Below are 15190 nucleotides of genomic sequence, written 5' to 3' on the forward strand. Positions count from 1 at the left end.
TTTCCTTTGGGCGAATGCTTGGTTTCAGTTTCGCGGTTGCGAAGCGACGGAGTATAACATAGGCGGATGGGCCGCGCTGGATGTTGCGCGGTGGCAACAGGAACGGCGCGCGGATTGGGTTTGATTTCAGTCGATTATTTCCGCATCGGCGTGTTTTTATGCGGACAAAATCTGTTTCAACACAAATAAATATACGATTTGATTGCGCAGTAGTCTAATTTCATGCACAATGCGCGAGTTTTGTGGCAAGCGAGTAGCTAAATAACATTCATTTTGCTGACTCGTTTTGCTTTTTATTCAACGATAAAAAATATTTGAAGGTGTTAAACATGAAAAAATCACTACTGTCTGTTGCTTTGATGTCTTTGTTGCTGGCTGCTTGCGGCGACAACAAACCTGCTGCCAGCCAAGCGGCTTCTGCGGCGCAAGAAGCGGCTTCTACCGTAGCTGCCGAGGGCGCGTCTGCTGCTTCTGCGGCACAAAACGCGGCTGTTGAAGCGGCTTCTAACGCGCAAGCGGCCGTTAATTCTGCTGCTTCCGAAGCCAAAGGCGCAGCTTCTGATGCGATGTCTGCGGGTGCTTCTATGGTGGAAGCAGCGGCTTCTAAGGTGGCTGCGGCGGCTTCTGCTGCTAAATAATGCAGAAAACCCGTATTCGCGGCTTGCTGTTGAATAGGGGTTTTTAGCTGGCAACAGCTGCGATGCAAAGGCTGGATACTTTTGGGTATTCAGCCTTTTGTTGTTTGGGAAGGGGAGGATGGGCAGCCTGAAACCTTTGCAAAACCCGCAACCCATGGAGCGGCGGCTTGCCGATGTTGCCAACCGGTGAAGCCCTGTTGAATACGCCATTGGGCAACGAGCCGTCGCTGTGCCATTTTAGATTTCAGGCTGCCTCAGGGCTTTTGCAAAGGTGGCAGCCTGAAAAAAGGGGCGGTGGCGGATTATGGGTTGGCGGCGGAATGATTGTAAAATGGCAAGTTTGTAGGGGATTTCGGGCGCAATGGCTATTTTGCCGGCGGGATGTTCGGATGCTTGCGGCGCGGGGGATGATGGTTTCGCGGGAAACGGTTGATTGCATGGTTTTCTGCGGATGTTTGTTTAATTTAATGGATTTCAGGCTGCCTGAAATCTTTGCCAAGCGGTTTTTTGGATGGAGGCAATGCGTATTGCAATCCGTCCTTGTCGGTGAGCCGCCGACGCTCCATTGTGTGTTTAAGACTCTTTGGCAAAGATGGTTTCAGGCTGCCTTGCGGTTTAAGGAAGTTGGTATGTTTAAAAATTTGATAAAGCGGGTGCTGCCGAAAAAACGCGCGGCGGGCAAGGTGCATTGCGTGCGCCATGCGGTGAAGCTGGCTGTGCGCAATCAGGCAGCTTTGCGGGTGTTGGAGAGCTTGCATCGGGCGGGGTTTGAGGCGTATTTGGTGGGCGGTGCGGTGCGCGATTTGCTGCTGGGCATCGAGCCGAAGGATTTTGATGTGGCAACCAGCGCCACGCCCGAGCAGGTGCATCGTTTGTTTCGCCGCAGCCGGATTATCGGGCGGCGGTTTCAGATTGTGCATGTGATGCAGGGCAGCGAGACGATTGAGGTGAGCACGTTTCGCAGCGGCGGGCGCGTGATGCAGAATGCGAGCGGGCGGATTATGCGGGATAACGCGTATGGCTCGTTGGAGCAGGATGCGATGCGGCGTGATTTCACCTGCAATGCGCTGTATTACGATGTGGCGGCGCAGCAGGTGCTGGATTTTCACGGCGGCTGGGAGGATGTGGCGGTGCGGCGCTTGGTGATGATTGGCGATGCGGCGGAGCGGTATCAGGAAGACCCTGTGCGGATGCTGCGGGCGGCGCGCTTGTCGGGGAAACTGGGCTTTGCGGTGGAGGCGGCAACGGCGGCGCCGATTGGGGAGATGGGGCTGCTGCTGCGGCATGAGCCTGTGGCGCGGTTGTTTGATGAATTGTTGAAAATTTTGTTGTCGGGCAATGCGGCGGGGTGTTTGGCTGCCTTGCGGCGGCTGGGCTTGACGGAGGCGGTGCATCCTTTGCTCTCGGCGATGTTGCGGGCGGCAGATGGCGGGGCGCAGCATGTTGGTCTGCTGACTTTGCAGCAGACGGATGCGCGGCTGGGGGCGGGCAAATCGGTGTCGGTGGGGTTTATGCTGGCGGCGTTGTTTTGGCAGGATGTGGACGGGCGTTGGCAGGCTGAAATGGGGTGTGGCACGGGGGCGGCTGCGGCGATGGGCGCGGCGGTGAACGGCTTGCGCGACGATATGGAGCGCGGCTGGGGCGTGCCGCAGCGTTATTCGGCGACGATGCGGGAGATTTGGCTGTTGCAGCCGCAGTTTGCGCATCAGCGCGGCGGCCGTCCGTTTCGTTTGCTGGCGCAGGCGCGGTTTCGCGCGGCGTATGATTTTTTGCTGTTGCGCGCGCAAATGGATGAGGATTTGCAGCCGCTGGCGGATTGGTGGATGCGCTTTCAGCACGCTTCGGATGCGGATAAGCGGGCGATGGTGGAGGCGGCGGGACAACAGAGTGGCGCGGCTGCTGGGGCGGGCGGGGCGAAGAAGAAACGGCGGCGTAGGAAGAAAAGCAGCGGGGAGTAGATGCGTTTCAGGCTGCCTTTGGATGCAGAGGCAGCCTGAAATTTAAAATGGAGCGGCGACGGCTCGTCGCCAAATGCTTGGTTCAACAGGGCTTTACTGATTGGAAAAATGTCGGCGAGCCGCCGACGCTCCATTGGCTGCAAGTTTTGCAAAGGTTTCAGCCTGAAAAGGCTTGAATTGAATGGATTGAGGCAGCCTGAAAACGGTTATACGGTTTTCAGGCTGCCTCAAATTTCGCTTTTAAAATCAAGACAAGCATAGAAAGCAAAAATAATCCCACGATAATGAACGCCAATCTTTTGTACCAAAGGCTGGCTCGCGCTTCTCGTTTTTCAACGGCGCGCATCTCGTCTTGAAAGCGTTTGAGCGCGTGGTCTGTATGCTTTATTTCTGCGTTCAGCGTTTCTAATATTGCTTGCAGGCGTTGTTCTATTGCTTCTAATTCGCTTGTAATTTGGCGAATGTCGTTGTCATTGTCGTTTTGGTTGGGAGTGTTCATTTTCTGTTTTTTGTTGATTGGAAACAGGCAGCGGTTGGCTTAAAGCTGTTTATTGCCCGCCATTAAGGTAGCCTGAAAACGGTTTGTGGTATCCAACGCGGGTTATCCGTTTTCGCTTCGCTGAAGCCTTTGGTTTTAGCTTCGCTGAAACTCGCTTCACTCGTTTTCAGGCTGCCGATACACGCATTCGCTGCCCAAACCGTCCAAATAGGCTTCGTGGGCGGCGGCTTCATCGGCATCGGCGTGCAGCACGATAAGGCTGTCGGCGCGGAAGACGGGTGCGGGGGCGGCGGTTGTTTGGGCGGCGGGCGCGGCGGTTTCTGCTTCGTCTTCCAGCACGTCGGTCAGGCTGAATTGGTTGCGCGTCATGGCAAGGTACACGCCGCCGAGCAGTTCGCAGTCGATGAGCGCGCCGTGCAGCACGCGGCGGCTTCTGTCCACGCCCAAGCGGTTGCACAGCGCGTCTAGGTTGTTTTTTTGCCCCGGGTATTTGTTGCGCGCCATTTCCAGCGTGTCGATGACGCTGCACACGCTGTCAATCGGGGGCAGCCCGACGCGGGCGAATTCGGCGTTGAGAAAGCCGATGTCGAATTTGGCGTTGTGGATGATGAGCTCCGCGCCTTTGAGAAAATCGAAGATTTGTTGGGCGACTTGGGCAAAAACGGGCTTGCCTTCAAGTTGGTCTAGCGTGATGCCGTGGATGGCGGCGGCTTCGGCGGGGATGTCGCGCTGGGGGTGGATGTAGAGATGGAGGGTGTTTTCGGTGAGCTGGCGGTTCACCATTTCCAGCCCCGCGAATTCAATCAGGCGGTCGGGGTTTTCGGCGGCGGAGTGGTAGAAGCCTGTGGTTTCGGTGTCGAGGATGATTTGGCGGGGGTGGGCTGGGGTCATGTTGTATGCTTTCTTGGTTTTGCAGAATGTTGATAAATCGTTTTCAGGCTGCCTAAGTGGGGATGTAGGCAGCCTGAAAACGGGTTGGGGGTTATTGATAGGGGTTTTCTACGCCGGCGACGAGTTGCTGCAAGTAGTCGCGCAGTTGCTGTTCGCTGCATCCCATCAGGAGTGCGTCTTCAAACGCGTCTTGCGCGGCTTGGTAGAGTTCGGCCATGTTTTGGTTCATCACTTTGATTTTTTCGGTGCAGGAGACGGGGCTGCCGTCGTCGCTGAACCATTTGGGCATGGTGGGTTGCGGCATGGTGTGTCCTTGTGGCATTGGGGCAGCCTGAAAACGATAAACGGGCGCTTGGGCTGTTTATGGTTTTCAGGCTGCCTATTGTTATGTGGATTGTGTTATGCGGATTGGGTTTGCCCAAAGCGTGGCAAATCGGCTTTCAGGCTGCCTAATTGCGGATGTAGCTTTGCGCGTTGTTGCGTTTCACGCGGCGGGCGGTGGCATAGCGGGCGTTCCAGTATTTGCTGGATAGGCTGGTGATTTCTATGCGTTTGCCTGTGCGCGGGGCGTGGATAAAGCGGTCGTTGCCGATATACATGCCCACATGGGAAATGCGCGAGCCGTGGGTGCGGAAGAAGACCATGTCGCCAGGGCGCAATTCGCTGCGGCTAACGTAAGTGCCAACGGATGCTTGCGCGGCGGATGTGCGCGGCAGGCTCACGGCAAAGGCTTTGCGGAAAACGTATTGCATAAAGCCGCTGCAATCGAAGCCTGTGGGCGAGGTGCCGCCGAAGCGGTAGGCTACGCCGATAAAGCCCATGGCGTTGGAGATAAGCTCGTCGGCATCGGCGCGCCCCATTGGCTCGGCGTTGGATTTGGGTTCTTCGCGGGTGGCAACGGGGGGCGTTGCCACTTGGGCTTGCTGTTGTTTTTGCTGGATGATGCTGCCGATGGCATCGCGTGAGGGGGAATTTTGGGCGACGGCGGGCGGGGTTTTGCGTTGGATGATTTTGCCGATTTCGTCGTGGTTGGATGGGCGCGTGTCTTTTTTGCTTTCGTGTTTGGTGGTGGCTTTGGCTTCGCGTTTGGTTTCGTGTTTGCTGTCGCGCTTTTGGGATTCGGCTTTTTTGTTGTTGCGGCTGTCGCTGGGTTTTTGTTTGTCTTTGATGATTTTGCCGATGGGGTCGGCTTTGGATTTGGATTTTTCTTTGGGTTGATTTTTGTTGGATTTGTCGGATTTGGCTGGGGTTTTGGCGGGGGTGGATTTGCTGGCAGCAGCTTTGGGAGCGGGTTTGGCTTTGGGGGCGGCTTGGGCGATGCTGCCATACGCCAACAGCAGGGCGAGGGCGGCAGTGCGGAGAAGTCGGTAGGTCATAACGGGAATGGGGTTGATACAAATGTGGGGCATTCTAACCGATTTGGGCGGGGAGGCGTAGGGCTGTGTAAGCAAGATTTTGCAAAGGTTTGGGCGGGTTAAGTTAGGTTAGAATGGGAGTACTAGGCAGCCTGAAAACTGGGGGAGATGGTTTTCAGGCTGCCTTATGTGGGGAGTGGAAAAGGCAGCCTGAAATGGGTTGGTGCTTTGTGGTTGGTTTTTTCGTGTAGCTTTAACCATGCGTCTCATGCCAGCGGGGCACTTACTTTTCTTTGCTTCGCCAAAGAAAAGTAAGCAAAAGAAAGGCGACCCCGACGTGCAGGTCTGCTTCGCAGACTTCCCTCACTGCGCATCCTTTTTTCGGCGCGTGCGAACTAGCCGCGCTTTGCGCGTCGTCGGACAAGCGCACGCTTTTTCCCGAAAAAAGAATGCTGCGTTCGGCTGGACGTAGGGGAGGGGGCAGTAGCATCAAGCAGTTGTGAGAAGTTAGGCAGCCTGAAAGTCAGTTTATTCAACAAAAAACCGTTTGGCGTAATACCAAACGGTTTTGTTTTTTCAGGCTGCCTTTGGGGTGTGGATGGTTGCTGGTGTTTTTGGTTTGCAGGGTAATAAGGCAGCCTGAAAATGGTGCATGAAACGGGGCGTTACTAATCGGCAAGATGTCGGCGAGCCGCCGACGCTCCATGAGCTTACATGGCATTAAGGCAGCCTGAAACCGCTTACTCGCCCCATCCCTCGCGCTATTTCACCAATTTCAGACCGCGTTTTTTGGACGGCTCGCTGTTTGCGTTGCTGTTATCGGTGGGCGTTTCAGGCTGCCTTGGGGCTTCGCTTGGGGTGTAGGGTTCAACTTCAAAGCCCATGCCTTCGCCTGTTTCTTTGGCAAATAGGCTAATCACGTGCCCAATGGGAACCCAGATTTCGTGCGACACGCCGCCGAAGCGGGCATGGAAGTTCACCCATTCGTTGTCAATAAACAGGTCTTTGGTGGCGGTGGGGCTGATGCTGAGCACGATTTGGTCGTCTTGCACATATTGCGCGGGCACGCGGGTGTGTTCGTTTACCCATACGGCGATGTAGGGCGTGTTGCCGTTGTCTAGGCACCATTCGTATAGCGCGCGGATAAGGTAGGGCTTGGTGGAGGTGGATTGGGTCATGTGGGTCTCCTGTGAGTATGCAAAACCCCTTTGCGGGTAACAAAGGGGCAGCCTGAAAACTATTTGCGCATGGCTTTTTCGGCGGGGGTGAGGGCTTCGGCAAACGCGGGGCGTTGGAAGATGCGCTCGGCAGATTTGAGCAACGGCGCGGCGGATTTGCCCAGCTTGATGTCGTAGTGTTCCAAGCGCCAGAGCAGGGGGGCGAGGGCAACGTCAATCATGGAAAAATCGTCGCCCAGCACATATTTGTTTTTGGCGTAAGCAGGGGCAATCATGGTTAGACCTTGCGCGATGGCTTCGCGGGCTTTGGCTTGTTCTTTGGCGGTGGCGGCTTGGTTTTCCAGCGTGGCAACGTGCACAAACAATTCTTTTTCTAGGCGGAACAGCACCAGCCGCCCGCGCCCGCGCATCACGGGGTCAGCGGGCATGAGCTGCGGATGGGGGAAGCGTTCGTCTAGGTATTCGTTGATGATGTTGGATTCGTAGAGAATCAAATCGCGCTCCACCAGCACGGGGACTTGGTTGTAGGGGTTGATAACGGCGAGGTCTTCGGGTTTGTTGAAGGTGTCGATGTCTTTGATTTCAAAATCCATACCTTTTTCAAACAGCACAAAGCGGCAACGGTGGCTGAACGGGCAGGTGATGCCCGAATAGAGTGTCATCATGTGGGGATTCCTTGTGGATGGGATAAGGCAGCCTGAAACGCGCGTATCCGGTTCACGGCTGCCTATCGGTTTGACGAAATACGATGGGGCATAATTATAGCCGATTGTAAAGACAAAAGCGAATTTTGGCGGTTAACACAGTGTTTTATATAAACAAATAAGACAGCCTGAAAATGGATTGCTCCGTTTCAGGCTGCCTTTCGCATACGCCCATTATTTAAAAAACATCATCACCGCCACGCAGCATAAAAACGCGCCAAACGCCTTTTTCAACACCGAAACGGGCAGCCGGTTAGCCGCCATTGCGCCAAAGCGCGAAGTAACCACGCTGGCGCACACAATGCCGATAAACGCGGGCAAATACACAAAGCCGATGGAATAGGCGGGCATATCGGCAAAACGGCTGCCGCTGAGCATAAAGCCAATGGTTGCGCCGATGGCCAGCAGCACGCCACAGGCGGAAGATGTGCCGATGGCGCGTTTCATTTCAAAGCCGCGGCTGTTTAAAAACGGCACAATAAACGCGCCGCCGCCAATGCCCGCAAAGCTAGACAGCGCACCAATCACCACGCCCGCTATGATTTGCACCCGTGCGGTAAGCGGCTTGGCGAGCGGCGCGGTTTTTTGTTTACTGGCGATAAGCATTTTGATGGCAAGCAGCAGCATCATGGCGGCAAACATTTTCATCAGCTTGGCTTTGGGCAAGCCCGACACCAAGTAGCCAAACACAAACACCGATGCCATCAGTGCGGGCACAAAAAAGCGGAACACGCGCAAATCCACATTGCCGAATTTATGGTGTTGCCACGCCGATGAAATGGATGTGAACACGATGGTGGCAAACGATGTGCCCAACGCCATTGCCATCAGCTGCGCGTCTGGCACGCCTGCTTGCGGCAGCAACAGCAACAGCATGGGCACGATGATGGTGCCGCCGCCAATGCCGAATAGCCCTGCGAAAAAGCCTGCGATGGCGCCGATAATCAGATAGGCGAGAAAAAGCATGGTTGTGTCCTATTTTTAAGTTGAGCTGAGTTTCAGGCTGCCTTTGGCGTTGCGATTGGCTGTGGCAGCCTGAAACGGGGTTTACACGAATACGATTAACGGCAACACCGCCGCCAGAACGGTTGCTCCCATGCGGCATGGCGCAGCGCGGGCGTGTCGGGATGCGGAAAGCCGTGGATATTGGGCAAGGGGTTGGCAGGCAGCGCCAAGCCGTAAACAAATTGCACCCAGCCCAGCGCAATCAACAGCAGGGCGGCTTTGGACGAAATCAGCCCGATAAACGCCAAGCCGATGTTGATTTTGAATAACCATTCGCCCACCGCCCAACCGCGCTCGGCATCGTTGCAACGGCGTTCCAGCCAGATGTTTTGTTGGCGCAGCAGCACAAACGTTGCCAGCACCGCCACGCCCACCGCACCACCGATGCGCGGACCAAACGAGAGGTTGCAGCCTTCGGCGCATGATTGATGCAGCCACAGCAGCACTTTCGCCAGCACGCCAATGCCCGCAAACAGCGGCAGGCAGGCGGCGGCTAAGCGGATGCGGCTGGCGCGGTTGTTGTTGAGCGGGTCGGGTTAGGTGTCGTATTCGGTTACGCCATCGGGGATGTAGGACACTTTCAGGCTGCCTTGAATGATTGTTTTTCAGGCTGCCATTTTGACTTTGTCGCTTAGGCAGCCTGAAAACGGATTAAATGGCTTGGGTGCGCGCGATGAGCCAATCTCTTGCCGCGCCGTTCACAAACGGCAGCAGTTTTTCGCGCACGCTGGTGTGGTAGGCGTTGAGCCAATCGCGCTCGTCTGGGCGCAGCAGCGTGGCATCCACCAGCCGCGTGTCAATCGGGCAGAGCGTTACCGTTTCAAAGCAAAGGTAGTCGCCAAACTGGGTTTCTTGCGGCTGGGCAACAGGCTGGGCAACGACTAGGCTTTCTATGCGGATGCCCCATTGGTTCGGGCGATACAGCGCAGGCTCGTTGGATGTGAGCATGCCTTGGCGCAGCGCGTATTCGGGCGTGTTGGGCGCGAAGTAGGAAATGCGTTGCGGCGGTTCGTGCACGTTCAAAAAATAGCCCACGCCGTGCCCTGTGCCGTGTCCGTAGTCGCGCTGAGCTTGCCACAGCGGCGCGCGGCAGATGGCATCTATCATCGGCGCGGCGATGCCGTTGGGGAACACGGCGCGAGCAAGGGCAATGTGCGCCTGCAACACCAGCGTGAAATCGCGGATTTGTGCGGCGGATGGCGTGCCGATGGGGATGGTGCGCGTGATGTCGGTGGTGCCGCAGTGGTATTGCGCGCCGCTGTCTATCAGCAATAAGCCGTCGCCTGCGATTTTCAGGCTGCCTATGGCGGGGGCGGAGTAATGCGGCATCGCGCCGTTGGCGTTGTAGCCCGCAATCGTGCCAAAGCTCTCGGAGACGAAATGGTCGCGCTGGCTGCGGTGAGCGAGCAGCATTTCGCCGATTTGGTATTCGTTGATGCTGTCGCCCTGCGCGAGACGGTGTTCCAACTCGGCAAAGAAGCCACACAGCGCGATGCCGTCTTGCAACATGGCTTGGCGGATGTTTGCCACTTCGGCGGTGGATTTTTCGGCTTTGAATTGGGTGGATGGATTGGGTTGTTCGCGTTTAACCATGTTTTCAGGCAGCCTGAAAACGGTGGACACGGCAACCTTGGCGGGGTCGTACATCAGGCAGCCTGAAAGCTGCGCCAGCGCGTCTGCCGCGTGTTCATACGGCTGGATTTGGATGGCGGCTTGGTTTAAGGCAGCTTGGATGTCGGGCGAGATTTTGCTGGGCGCAACAAACAGCGTTGCCGTGCCATTCGCGCCAATCAGCAGGTGCGACAGGAACACGGGGTTGTAGGCGATGTCGCTGCCGCGCAGGTTGGTGAGCCATGCGATGTCGTCCAGCGCGGAGATAAAGTGCCAATCGGCGCCTGCTTCGCGCATGGCTTGGCGCACGCGGTGCAGTTTTTCGGCGGCGGTTTGCGGCACGAACTCGGCTTTTTGCGCGAATACGGGCGCGGTGGGCAAGGCAGGGCGCGCGTTGCCCCATGCGGTGGCGGTGTAATCCAAATCGTGTTTGAGCGCGATGTTTTTCGGCGCAAAGGCAGCCTGAATGCGGCGCAGCTCGGCAACGGAGAGCATATCGGGCGCGATGCCCACGGCGGCGTGTTCAGGCAGCGTTTGCGCGAGGTGGGCGATATGGTTGCGCCCACTTTCTTGCTTTTGCAACACGATGCCGCTGCCTGCTAACTCGGCTTCGGCTTGCGTCCAATAGCGCGAGTCTGCCCACAATTCGGCGTTTTCAGGCTGCACCACCAATACGCCCGCCGAGCCGGTGAAGCCTGAAAAATATTGGCGCGCTTGCCAATGCTCAGGGATGTATTCGGAGAGATGCGGGTCGGCGGTGGGGAGGATGAGCGCGGCAAGCGCGTGGCGGGTGAGGGTTTGGCGCAGGGCGGTGAGCATGGGGGATGTCCTTGGTTTGTAATCAGTAAAAACGGGGTTTCAGGCTGCCTGAAAGGATAAATGGAGAGCGGATTGGAATGGCGGGGAAACGTGGTTTGGCTTGATTGCGCAGATTGTTGGATGCAATAGGCAGCCTGAAAACGAGCTAAAACAGCATTTATATTTTCAGGCTGCCTTATTCCGCTAAATCCGCGCCACGCTCGCCACGCCCTTCACCTCCGCCACGCCCGCCAACACGCGCGGCAGTTCGTCCACTTTTTTCATTTCCAGCGTAACGCGCATACTTGCTTCCAAATTGCGCGTTTGCATTTGCACGGCGGTAACGTTCACTTTATAGCGCGCCAGCGCATCGGAAACATCGCGCAGCAAGCCGCTGCGGTCGTTGGCGCGGATTTCAATATCAATCGCAAACACCTGATTTGCATCCAACACCGCCCAACTGGCAGGCAACACCTTTTCGGGCGATTGTTTTGCCAAATGCTCAAAATCGCTGCACCCTTGCCGATGGATGGACACGCCGCGCTCGCGGGTAACAAAGCCGATGATTAAATCGGGCGGCGCGGGTTTGCAGCATTTTGCCAGCGTGGTCAGCAAGCCGCTTTCGCCGTCCACCAACACACCGTTTTTGTCGCCCGACTGGATTTTGGATTTTTTCACCATGCTGGTGGCGCTAATCGGCGCAGGCGCGGGCTCAACCAACGCGCCGCAGGCTTTTTGGATGGCGCGCGGCGTGATTTCGCCTTGCCCCAGCGCGGTAAACAAATCATCCAGCTGCTTGAAACCCAGCTTCTCGCAAAGCTGCTGCTGATTAGGCTTGGGCGTGATTTTGCTGATGATTTTTTCAAACTGATTTTTGCCTTCTTCGCGCACCGTTTCCGCATTTTGCGCGCGAATATAAGCGCGGATTTTGCTGATGGCGCGCGGCGATTTCACCCAGCCTTCGTGCAACCAGTTCACCGACGGATGCCCTTCTTTGGCGGCGATGATTTCCACGCGCTGCCCGTTTTCCAGCCGTGTGGACAGCGGCACAATCTGCCCGTCCACTTTTGCGCCGCGGCAGCGATCGCCCAAGCTGCTGTGCAAGGCGTAGGCAAAATCAATCGGCGTGGCGCCCGCAGGCAGCGAAAGCACTTTGCCATGCGGGGTGAGCACATAAATGGTGTCGTTAAACAATTCGGTTTTAAACGCGGCGGCCAGGTCTTCTTTGCCGCTTTCTGCCATGTTTTCGCGCCAATCTAAAAGCTGGCGCAGCCATGCGATTTTTTGCTCATACGCACTGTCGCCCTTGCCGCCTTCTTTGTAGCGCCAATGCGCTGCTACGCCAAATTCGTTGAATTGGTGCATTTCAAAGGTGCGGATTTGCACTTCAATGCTTTTGTCTTCGGGGCCTACGATAACCGTGTGCAGTGATTTGTAGCCGTTGCCTTTGGGGTTGGCGATGTAGTCGTCGAACTCACCGGGGATGGGCTGGAACAGGCTGTGGATGATGCCGAGCGTGGCATAGCATTCGGGGATGGTGTTCACCAAAATACGCACGGCGCGGATGTCGTATAGCCCTTCAAAATCCAGCTTTTTCTTCACCATTTTTTTGTAGATGGAATAGATGTGTTTGGGTCGCCCTGCCACATCGTATTGAATGCCCACTTTGTCCATTTCGCCGCGGATGATGTTGAGAAAATGGTCTATGTATTCCAAGCGTTCGGTGCGCTTGTCTTCCAGCAGCTTGGCGATGCGTTTGTATTCTTCGGGGTTTTGATGGCGAAAGCCCAAGTCTTCCAGCTGCCATTTGAGCTGCCACACGCCCAAGCGGTTGGCAAGCGGGGCGAAAATATCCAGCGTTTCTTTGGCAACGGCGCGTTTTTCGGGGCTATCGGGCGTTTGCCCTAAAAACTGCATGGTGCGCGTGCGCAGCGCCAGCTTAATCAGCACCACGCGAATATCGGACACCATCGCCAGCAGCATTTTGCGCATGGCTTCGGCTTGCGCGGCGCGTTCATCGGGCGTGGCAAGCGCGTCCACTTTGGCAAAATGGGTGAGCTTTTGCACTTCGTCTATGCCTTGCACCAGCGTTACCACGGTTTTGCCGCATTGCTCGGACACGGTTTCTTGCCAATTGGGCAGATAGCTGGAAATCTCGGCTAACACGGTGGCGGCAACGGCTTCGGGCAGCAAATCCATCTCGGCAACCATCTTGGCGGCAGCAAGCAGGTGTTGCAACACGGGTTCACGGGCGATGTGGGTTTTGGCTTCGGGCGGATAATGCTGCGCGGCGAGCTGTTGCGCGGTGTGCAGCAGTTTTTGCGCTTGCGGTGATTGGGCGGCGGTGTAGGCTTCGTAGTCTTGCAGGGCTTGGGCCAGGTCGGTGAGTTCGCTCATGGGGGTTTCCTTTTTTGGGGTGTGTGGGGACTACATCGGGTCTTATTATAAAGGCAGCCTGAAAACGGGGGAATGTTGAAATACCGTTTTTCAGGCTGCCTCATTATTCTGGATTACCCTGCTGCTGCCCATCCCTGCCCCAGCGCATACACCCCCAACGCCAGCAACATCGCCGCCACCACATGATTAAACACCCCCTGCGGCAGCCGCAGCCGAATGCGCCCGCCCAGCCACACAAACCCCAGCGACACCACCATCACCACCCCCAGCAGCGACCAATCTCGCGCCGCAAACCCCCGCAACACAGGAAACAGCACCACAATCTGCGTCAATTTCGTAATCAAAATGCTGATATTGTTCACCATCACCATTTCCGTTTTATTGCGCCCCGTGCCCAGCAGATAAATCATCAAAAACGCCACAATCGCATTGGTAACCCCGCCCACAATCCCCGCCACAAAGCCAAACGCCAGCATCGTTCCCCGCCCCAAGCCAAAGCGAATGCGAAAACGGCTGTATTGCGTTGCCACATAAAACAGCAGCGTAACCCCCAAAAACATTTTCAGCGCAGGCTCAGGAAACACCAGCAGCAGCTTCACCCCAATCAGCCCACCCACAAAACTGCTCACAAACAACGGCAAAAATGCCCGCCCATATTCCACCACATTGCGCCAAAACCCCGCACCCGAGCGCAGCATCACCACATTCATCACAATACACGGCACCACCACCATCGCCACCGCCACTTTCAGCGGATAAAACCCCGCCACCACCGCCGTGCCCACAATCGGATAACCAAAGCCCGTGATGCCGTGCAACAACGCGCCCACCACAAAGAAAAACAGAATAATGTAATCATCCGCCGACCAAGCCATTTGCTCGCGCCTTTCGCCTGCTAAAAGCGCGATAGTATAAACAGCTAGCTTGCCGCAAATTAGATTGTTTCCTTATATGGTTTAGACGCAAAAAGGCAGCCTGAAAACGAGAATTTAACGTTTCAGGCTGCCTTTGTTGATACTTCTTTGTTAAACAGAATAATTGAAACATTTACCAAAATATACAATAATTAAGCAAATCTAAAAATTAGATTTTCAACCCCATTCAACTTTTATCTTAGAAAGGAAACGATGATGTCTTTAAAACAACTCGGTTCGCTCACTTTGGTCGCACTTTGCTTGGCGGCGTGCAGCAGCGGCGGGGGAGGCAGCTCGGGCAATCTCAACGCTCCCGACACGGGCAACAATAACAACGCCAATAATAAGCATACGGATAAAAGCGTGTCCAAACTGATTTCGGTTGCCGAGTTGAGAGACAAGGCAGAGATTGATTTGCAGGATGAGTTTGGTGCTTCCGCCAAACTGTCTTCATACGCGATTAAGCTGAACGGGAAAACCTACACCCGTGGCAATATTGATTTGGCTACGCTGGGCAATGGTTTGAAACAGGTTGATTTTGTTGAAACCGCATCCGCCAAAATCAACGGGCAAACTCAAAACATAACCCAAACCGGCAAATTTCATCTGTATCAACAACCTTATTCGATTGTACTTTCTATGCCAAGAACAGGTGGTCAAGTTGGTAATTTGAGACAAATTGAAAAAGACGATTTTGAAGTTACTTACATGGATGGTCAGCCAACTAAAACGCTTCCCAGCGCAGGCTCGTTTAACTACAAAGGCGTTGCCTTTACCGAAAAAGAACAAGGAAATTTGAATTACACCATCAACTTTGACACTAAAAAAGGCGCAGGTTCAATCAGCGGCATCAGCCAAACAGGCAATATCACATTGCACGAAAGCGATATTGTGAAAGGCGGTTCAGCGTTTAGAAACACTTACTCTGTTAATAATAAAGATGTCTATGATAATAATAAAAATGTCTACGGCGTGCTCAATGGCGCGGCAACATCTGAAAAACAAGGCAAGGCCAATTATGAGTTAGCCATTTTCGGCCCGAATGCCGATGAAGTCGTTGGGTCAGTTTTCCAAGGCAGCAAAGATGTGGCGGGCTTTGGCGGCAAAAAACAATAATCCCTTATCGGCTATTTAATCTTAAAAAGGCAGCCTGAAAACGAGTGGCAAGCTGGGTTTGGGCTTATTGGACATTTTCAGGCTGCCTCTGGTTTATCCCACTCAACTTTTATCTTAGAAAAGGAA

19 protein-coding genes are annotated in these 15190 nt (G+C 55.0%); 4 read left to right on the forward strand and 15 right to left on the reverse strand.

Annotated elements, in window-relative coordinates; all coding sequences use genetic code 11:
• Positions 1–329 precede the first annotated feature (329 nt).
• On the forward strand, positions 330–638 hold the full coding sequence (locus H3L93_RS00545; RefSeq protein ID WP_003798189.1) for a hypothetical protein: 309 nt from the start codon (positions 330–332) through the stop codon (positions 636–638).
• Positions 639–1102: 464 nt separating this feature from the next.
• Here H3L93_RS00545 and H3L93_RS13245 read toward each other — a convergent pair whose 3' ends face one another.
• Positions 1103–1228 carry a hypothetical protein gene (locus H3L93_RS13245; RefSeq protein WP_281365012.1) on the reverse strand — a complete coding sequence of 42 codons (126 nt, stop codon included), beginning with the start codon at positions 1226–1228 and terminating at the stop codon, positions 1103–1105.
• Between the two features lie 39 nt (positions 1229–1267).
• Between H3L93_RS13245 and pcnB the strand changes: the two genes are divergently transcribed.
• The gene (gene pcnB / locus H3L93_RS00550; RefSeq protein ID WP_040559052.1) at positions 1268–2596 is read left to right on the forward strand and encodes a polynucleotide adenylyltransferase PcnB; all 1329 of its coding nucleotides are present in this window, start codon (positions 1268–1270) and stop codon (positions 2594–2596) included.
• A 217-nt stretch (positions 2597–2813) separates the two neighbouring features.
• Here pcnB and H3L93_RS00555 read toward each other — a convergent pair whose 3' ends face one another.
• From H3L93_RS00555 to H3L93_RS00565, 3 genes are all read right to left on the reverse strand, one after another.
• Positions 2814–3095: a hypothetical protein gene (locus H3L93_RS00555; RefSeq protein WP_003798186.1), complete on the reverse strand. Its 282-nt coding sequence runs from the start codon at positions 3093–3095 to the stop codon at positions 2814–2816.
• Between the two features lie 156 nt (positions 3096–3251).
• The gene (gene dnaQ / locus H3L93_RS00560) at positions 3252–3986 is read right to left on the reverse strand and encodes a DNA polymerase III subunit epsilon (protein ID WP_003798185.1); all 735 of its coding nucleotides are present in this window, start codon (positions 3984–3986) and stop codon (positions 3252–3254) included.
• 91 nt (positions 3987–4077) lie between these two features.
• Positions 4078–4290, reverse strand: a complete 213-nt coding sequence (locus H3L93_RS00565; RefSeq protein ID WP_040559128.1) for a hypothetical protein — start codon at positions 4288–4290, stop codon at positions 4078–4080.
• Positions 4291–4301: 11 nt separating this feature from the next.
• Between H3L93_RS00565 and H3L93_RS00570 the strand changes: the two genes are divergently transcribed.
• Positions 4302–4439 carry a hypothetical protein gene (locus tag H3L93_RS00570; protein ID WP_003798183.1) on the forward strand — a complete coding sequence of 46 codons (138 nt, stop codon included), beginning with the start codon at positions 4302–4304 and terminating at the stop codon, positions 4437–4439.
• Here the strand turns inward: H3L93_RS00570 and H3L93_RS13050 are convergent.
• The 11 genes from H3L93_RS13050 to H3L93_RS00620 all read right to left on the reverse strand — a co-directional run bounded on the left by H3L93_RS13050 (position 4436) and on the right by H3L93_RS00620 (position 14319).
• Complete coding sequence (locus H3L93_RS13050; RefSeq protein WP_246314006.1) at positions 4436–4939, reverse strand: C40 family peptidase; 504 nt, start codon at positions 4937–4939, stop codon at positions 4436–4438. The genes H3L93_RS00570 and H3L93_RS13050 overlap by 4 nt on opposite strands.
• A 531-nt stretch (positions 4940–5470) precedes the next feature.
• Positions 5471–5602 carry a hypothetical protein gene (locus tag H3L93_RS13250; protein WP_003798181.1) on the reverse strand — a complete coding sequence of 44 codons (132 nt, stop codon included), beginning with the start codon at positions 5600–5602 and terminating at the stop codon, positions 5471–5473.
• A gap of 271 nt (positions 5603–5873) precedes the next feature.
• Positions 5874–6062, reverse strand: a complete 189-nt coding sequence (locus H3L93_RS00580) for a hypothetical protein (protein ID WP_155803219.1) — start codon at positions 6060–6062, stop codon at positions 5874–5876.
• A gap of 40 nt (positions 6063–6102) precedes the next feature.
• Positions 6103–6519 carry a ClpXP protease specificity-enhancing factor gene (locus tag H3L93_RS00585; RefSeq protein ID WP_003798178.1) on the reverse strand — a complete coding sequence of 139 codons (417 nt, stop codon included), beginning with the start codon at positions 6517–6519 and terminating at the stop codon, positions 6103–6105.
• A 59-nt stretch (positions 6520–6578) separates the two neighbouring features.
• The gene (locus tag H3L93_RS00590; RefSeq protein ID WP_003798177.1) at positions 6579–7184 is read right to left on the reverse strand and encodes a glutathione S-transferase N-terminal domain-containing protein; all 606 of its coding nucleotides are present in this window, start codon (positions 7182–7184) and stop codon (positions 6579–6581) included.
• 213 nt (positions 7185–7397) lie between these two features.
• Positions 7398–8189, reverse strand: coding sequence for a sulfite exporter TauE/SafE family protein (locus H3L93_RS00595; RefSeq protein ID WP_003798176.1), 792 nt, complete (start codon positions 8187–8189; stop codon positions 7398–7400).
• Between the two features lie 95 nt (positions 8190–8284).
• Complete coding sequence (locus H3L93_RS00600) at positions 8285–8686, reverse strand: hypothetical protein (protein ID WP_003798175.1); 402 nt, start codon at positions 8684–8686, stop codon at positions 8285–8287.
• A 193-nt stretch (positions 8687–8879) separates the two neighbouring features.
• Positions 8880–10658 (reverse strand): aminopeptidase P family protein, encoded by a 1779-nt coding sequence (locus tag H3L93_RS00605; RefSeq protein WP_003798174.1) that lies wholly within the window; start codon positions 10656–10658, stop codon positions 8880–8882.
• Between the two features lie 183 nt (positions 10659–10841).
• Positions 10842–13034: a RelA/SpoT family protein gene (locus tag H3L93_RS00610; RefSeq protein WP_003798173.1), complete on the reverse strand. Its 2193-nt coding sequence runs from the start codon at positions 13032–13034 to the stop codon at positions 10842–10844.
• A 113-nt stretch (positions 13035–13147) separates the two neighbouring features.
• Positions 13148–13909, reverse strand: coding sequence for a sulfite exporter TauE/SafE family protein (locus H3L93_RS00615; protein WP_003798172.1), 762 nt, complete (start codon positions 13907–13909; stop codon positions 13148–13150).
• A gap of 233 nt (positions 13910–14142) precedes the next feature.
• On the reverse strand, positions 14143–14319 hold the full coding sequence (locus H3L93_RS00620) for a hypothetical protein (protein WP_182077693.1): 177 nt from the start codon (positions 14317–14319) through the stop codon (positions 14143–14145).
• Here H3L93_RS00620 and H3L93_RS00625 point away from each other — a divergent pair.
• Positions 14312–15064 (forward strand): factor H binding protein domain-containing protein, encoded by a 753-nt coding sequence (locus H3L93_RS00625; RefSeq protein ID WP_182077694.1) that lies wholly within the window; start codon positions 14312–14314, stop codon positions 15062–15064. The genes H3L93_RS00620 and H3L93_RS00625 overlap by 8 nt on opposite strands.
• Positions 15065–15190 lie beyond the last annotated feature (126 nt).

It is taken from the genome of Kingella oralis, from assembly GCF_014054985.1.
Taxonomy (GTDB): domain Bacteria; phylum Pseudomonadota; class Gammaproteobacteria; order Burkholderiales; family Neisseriaceae; genus Kingella_B; species Kingella_B oralis.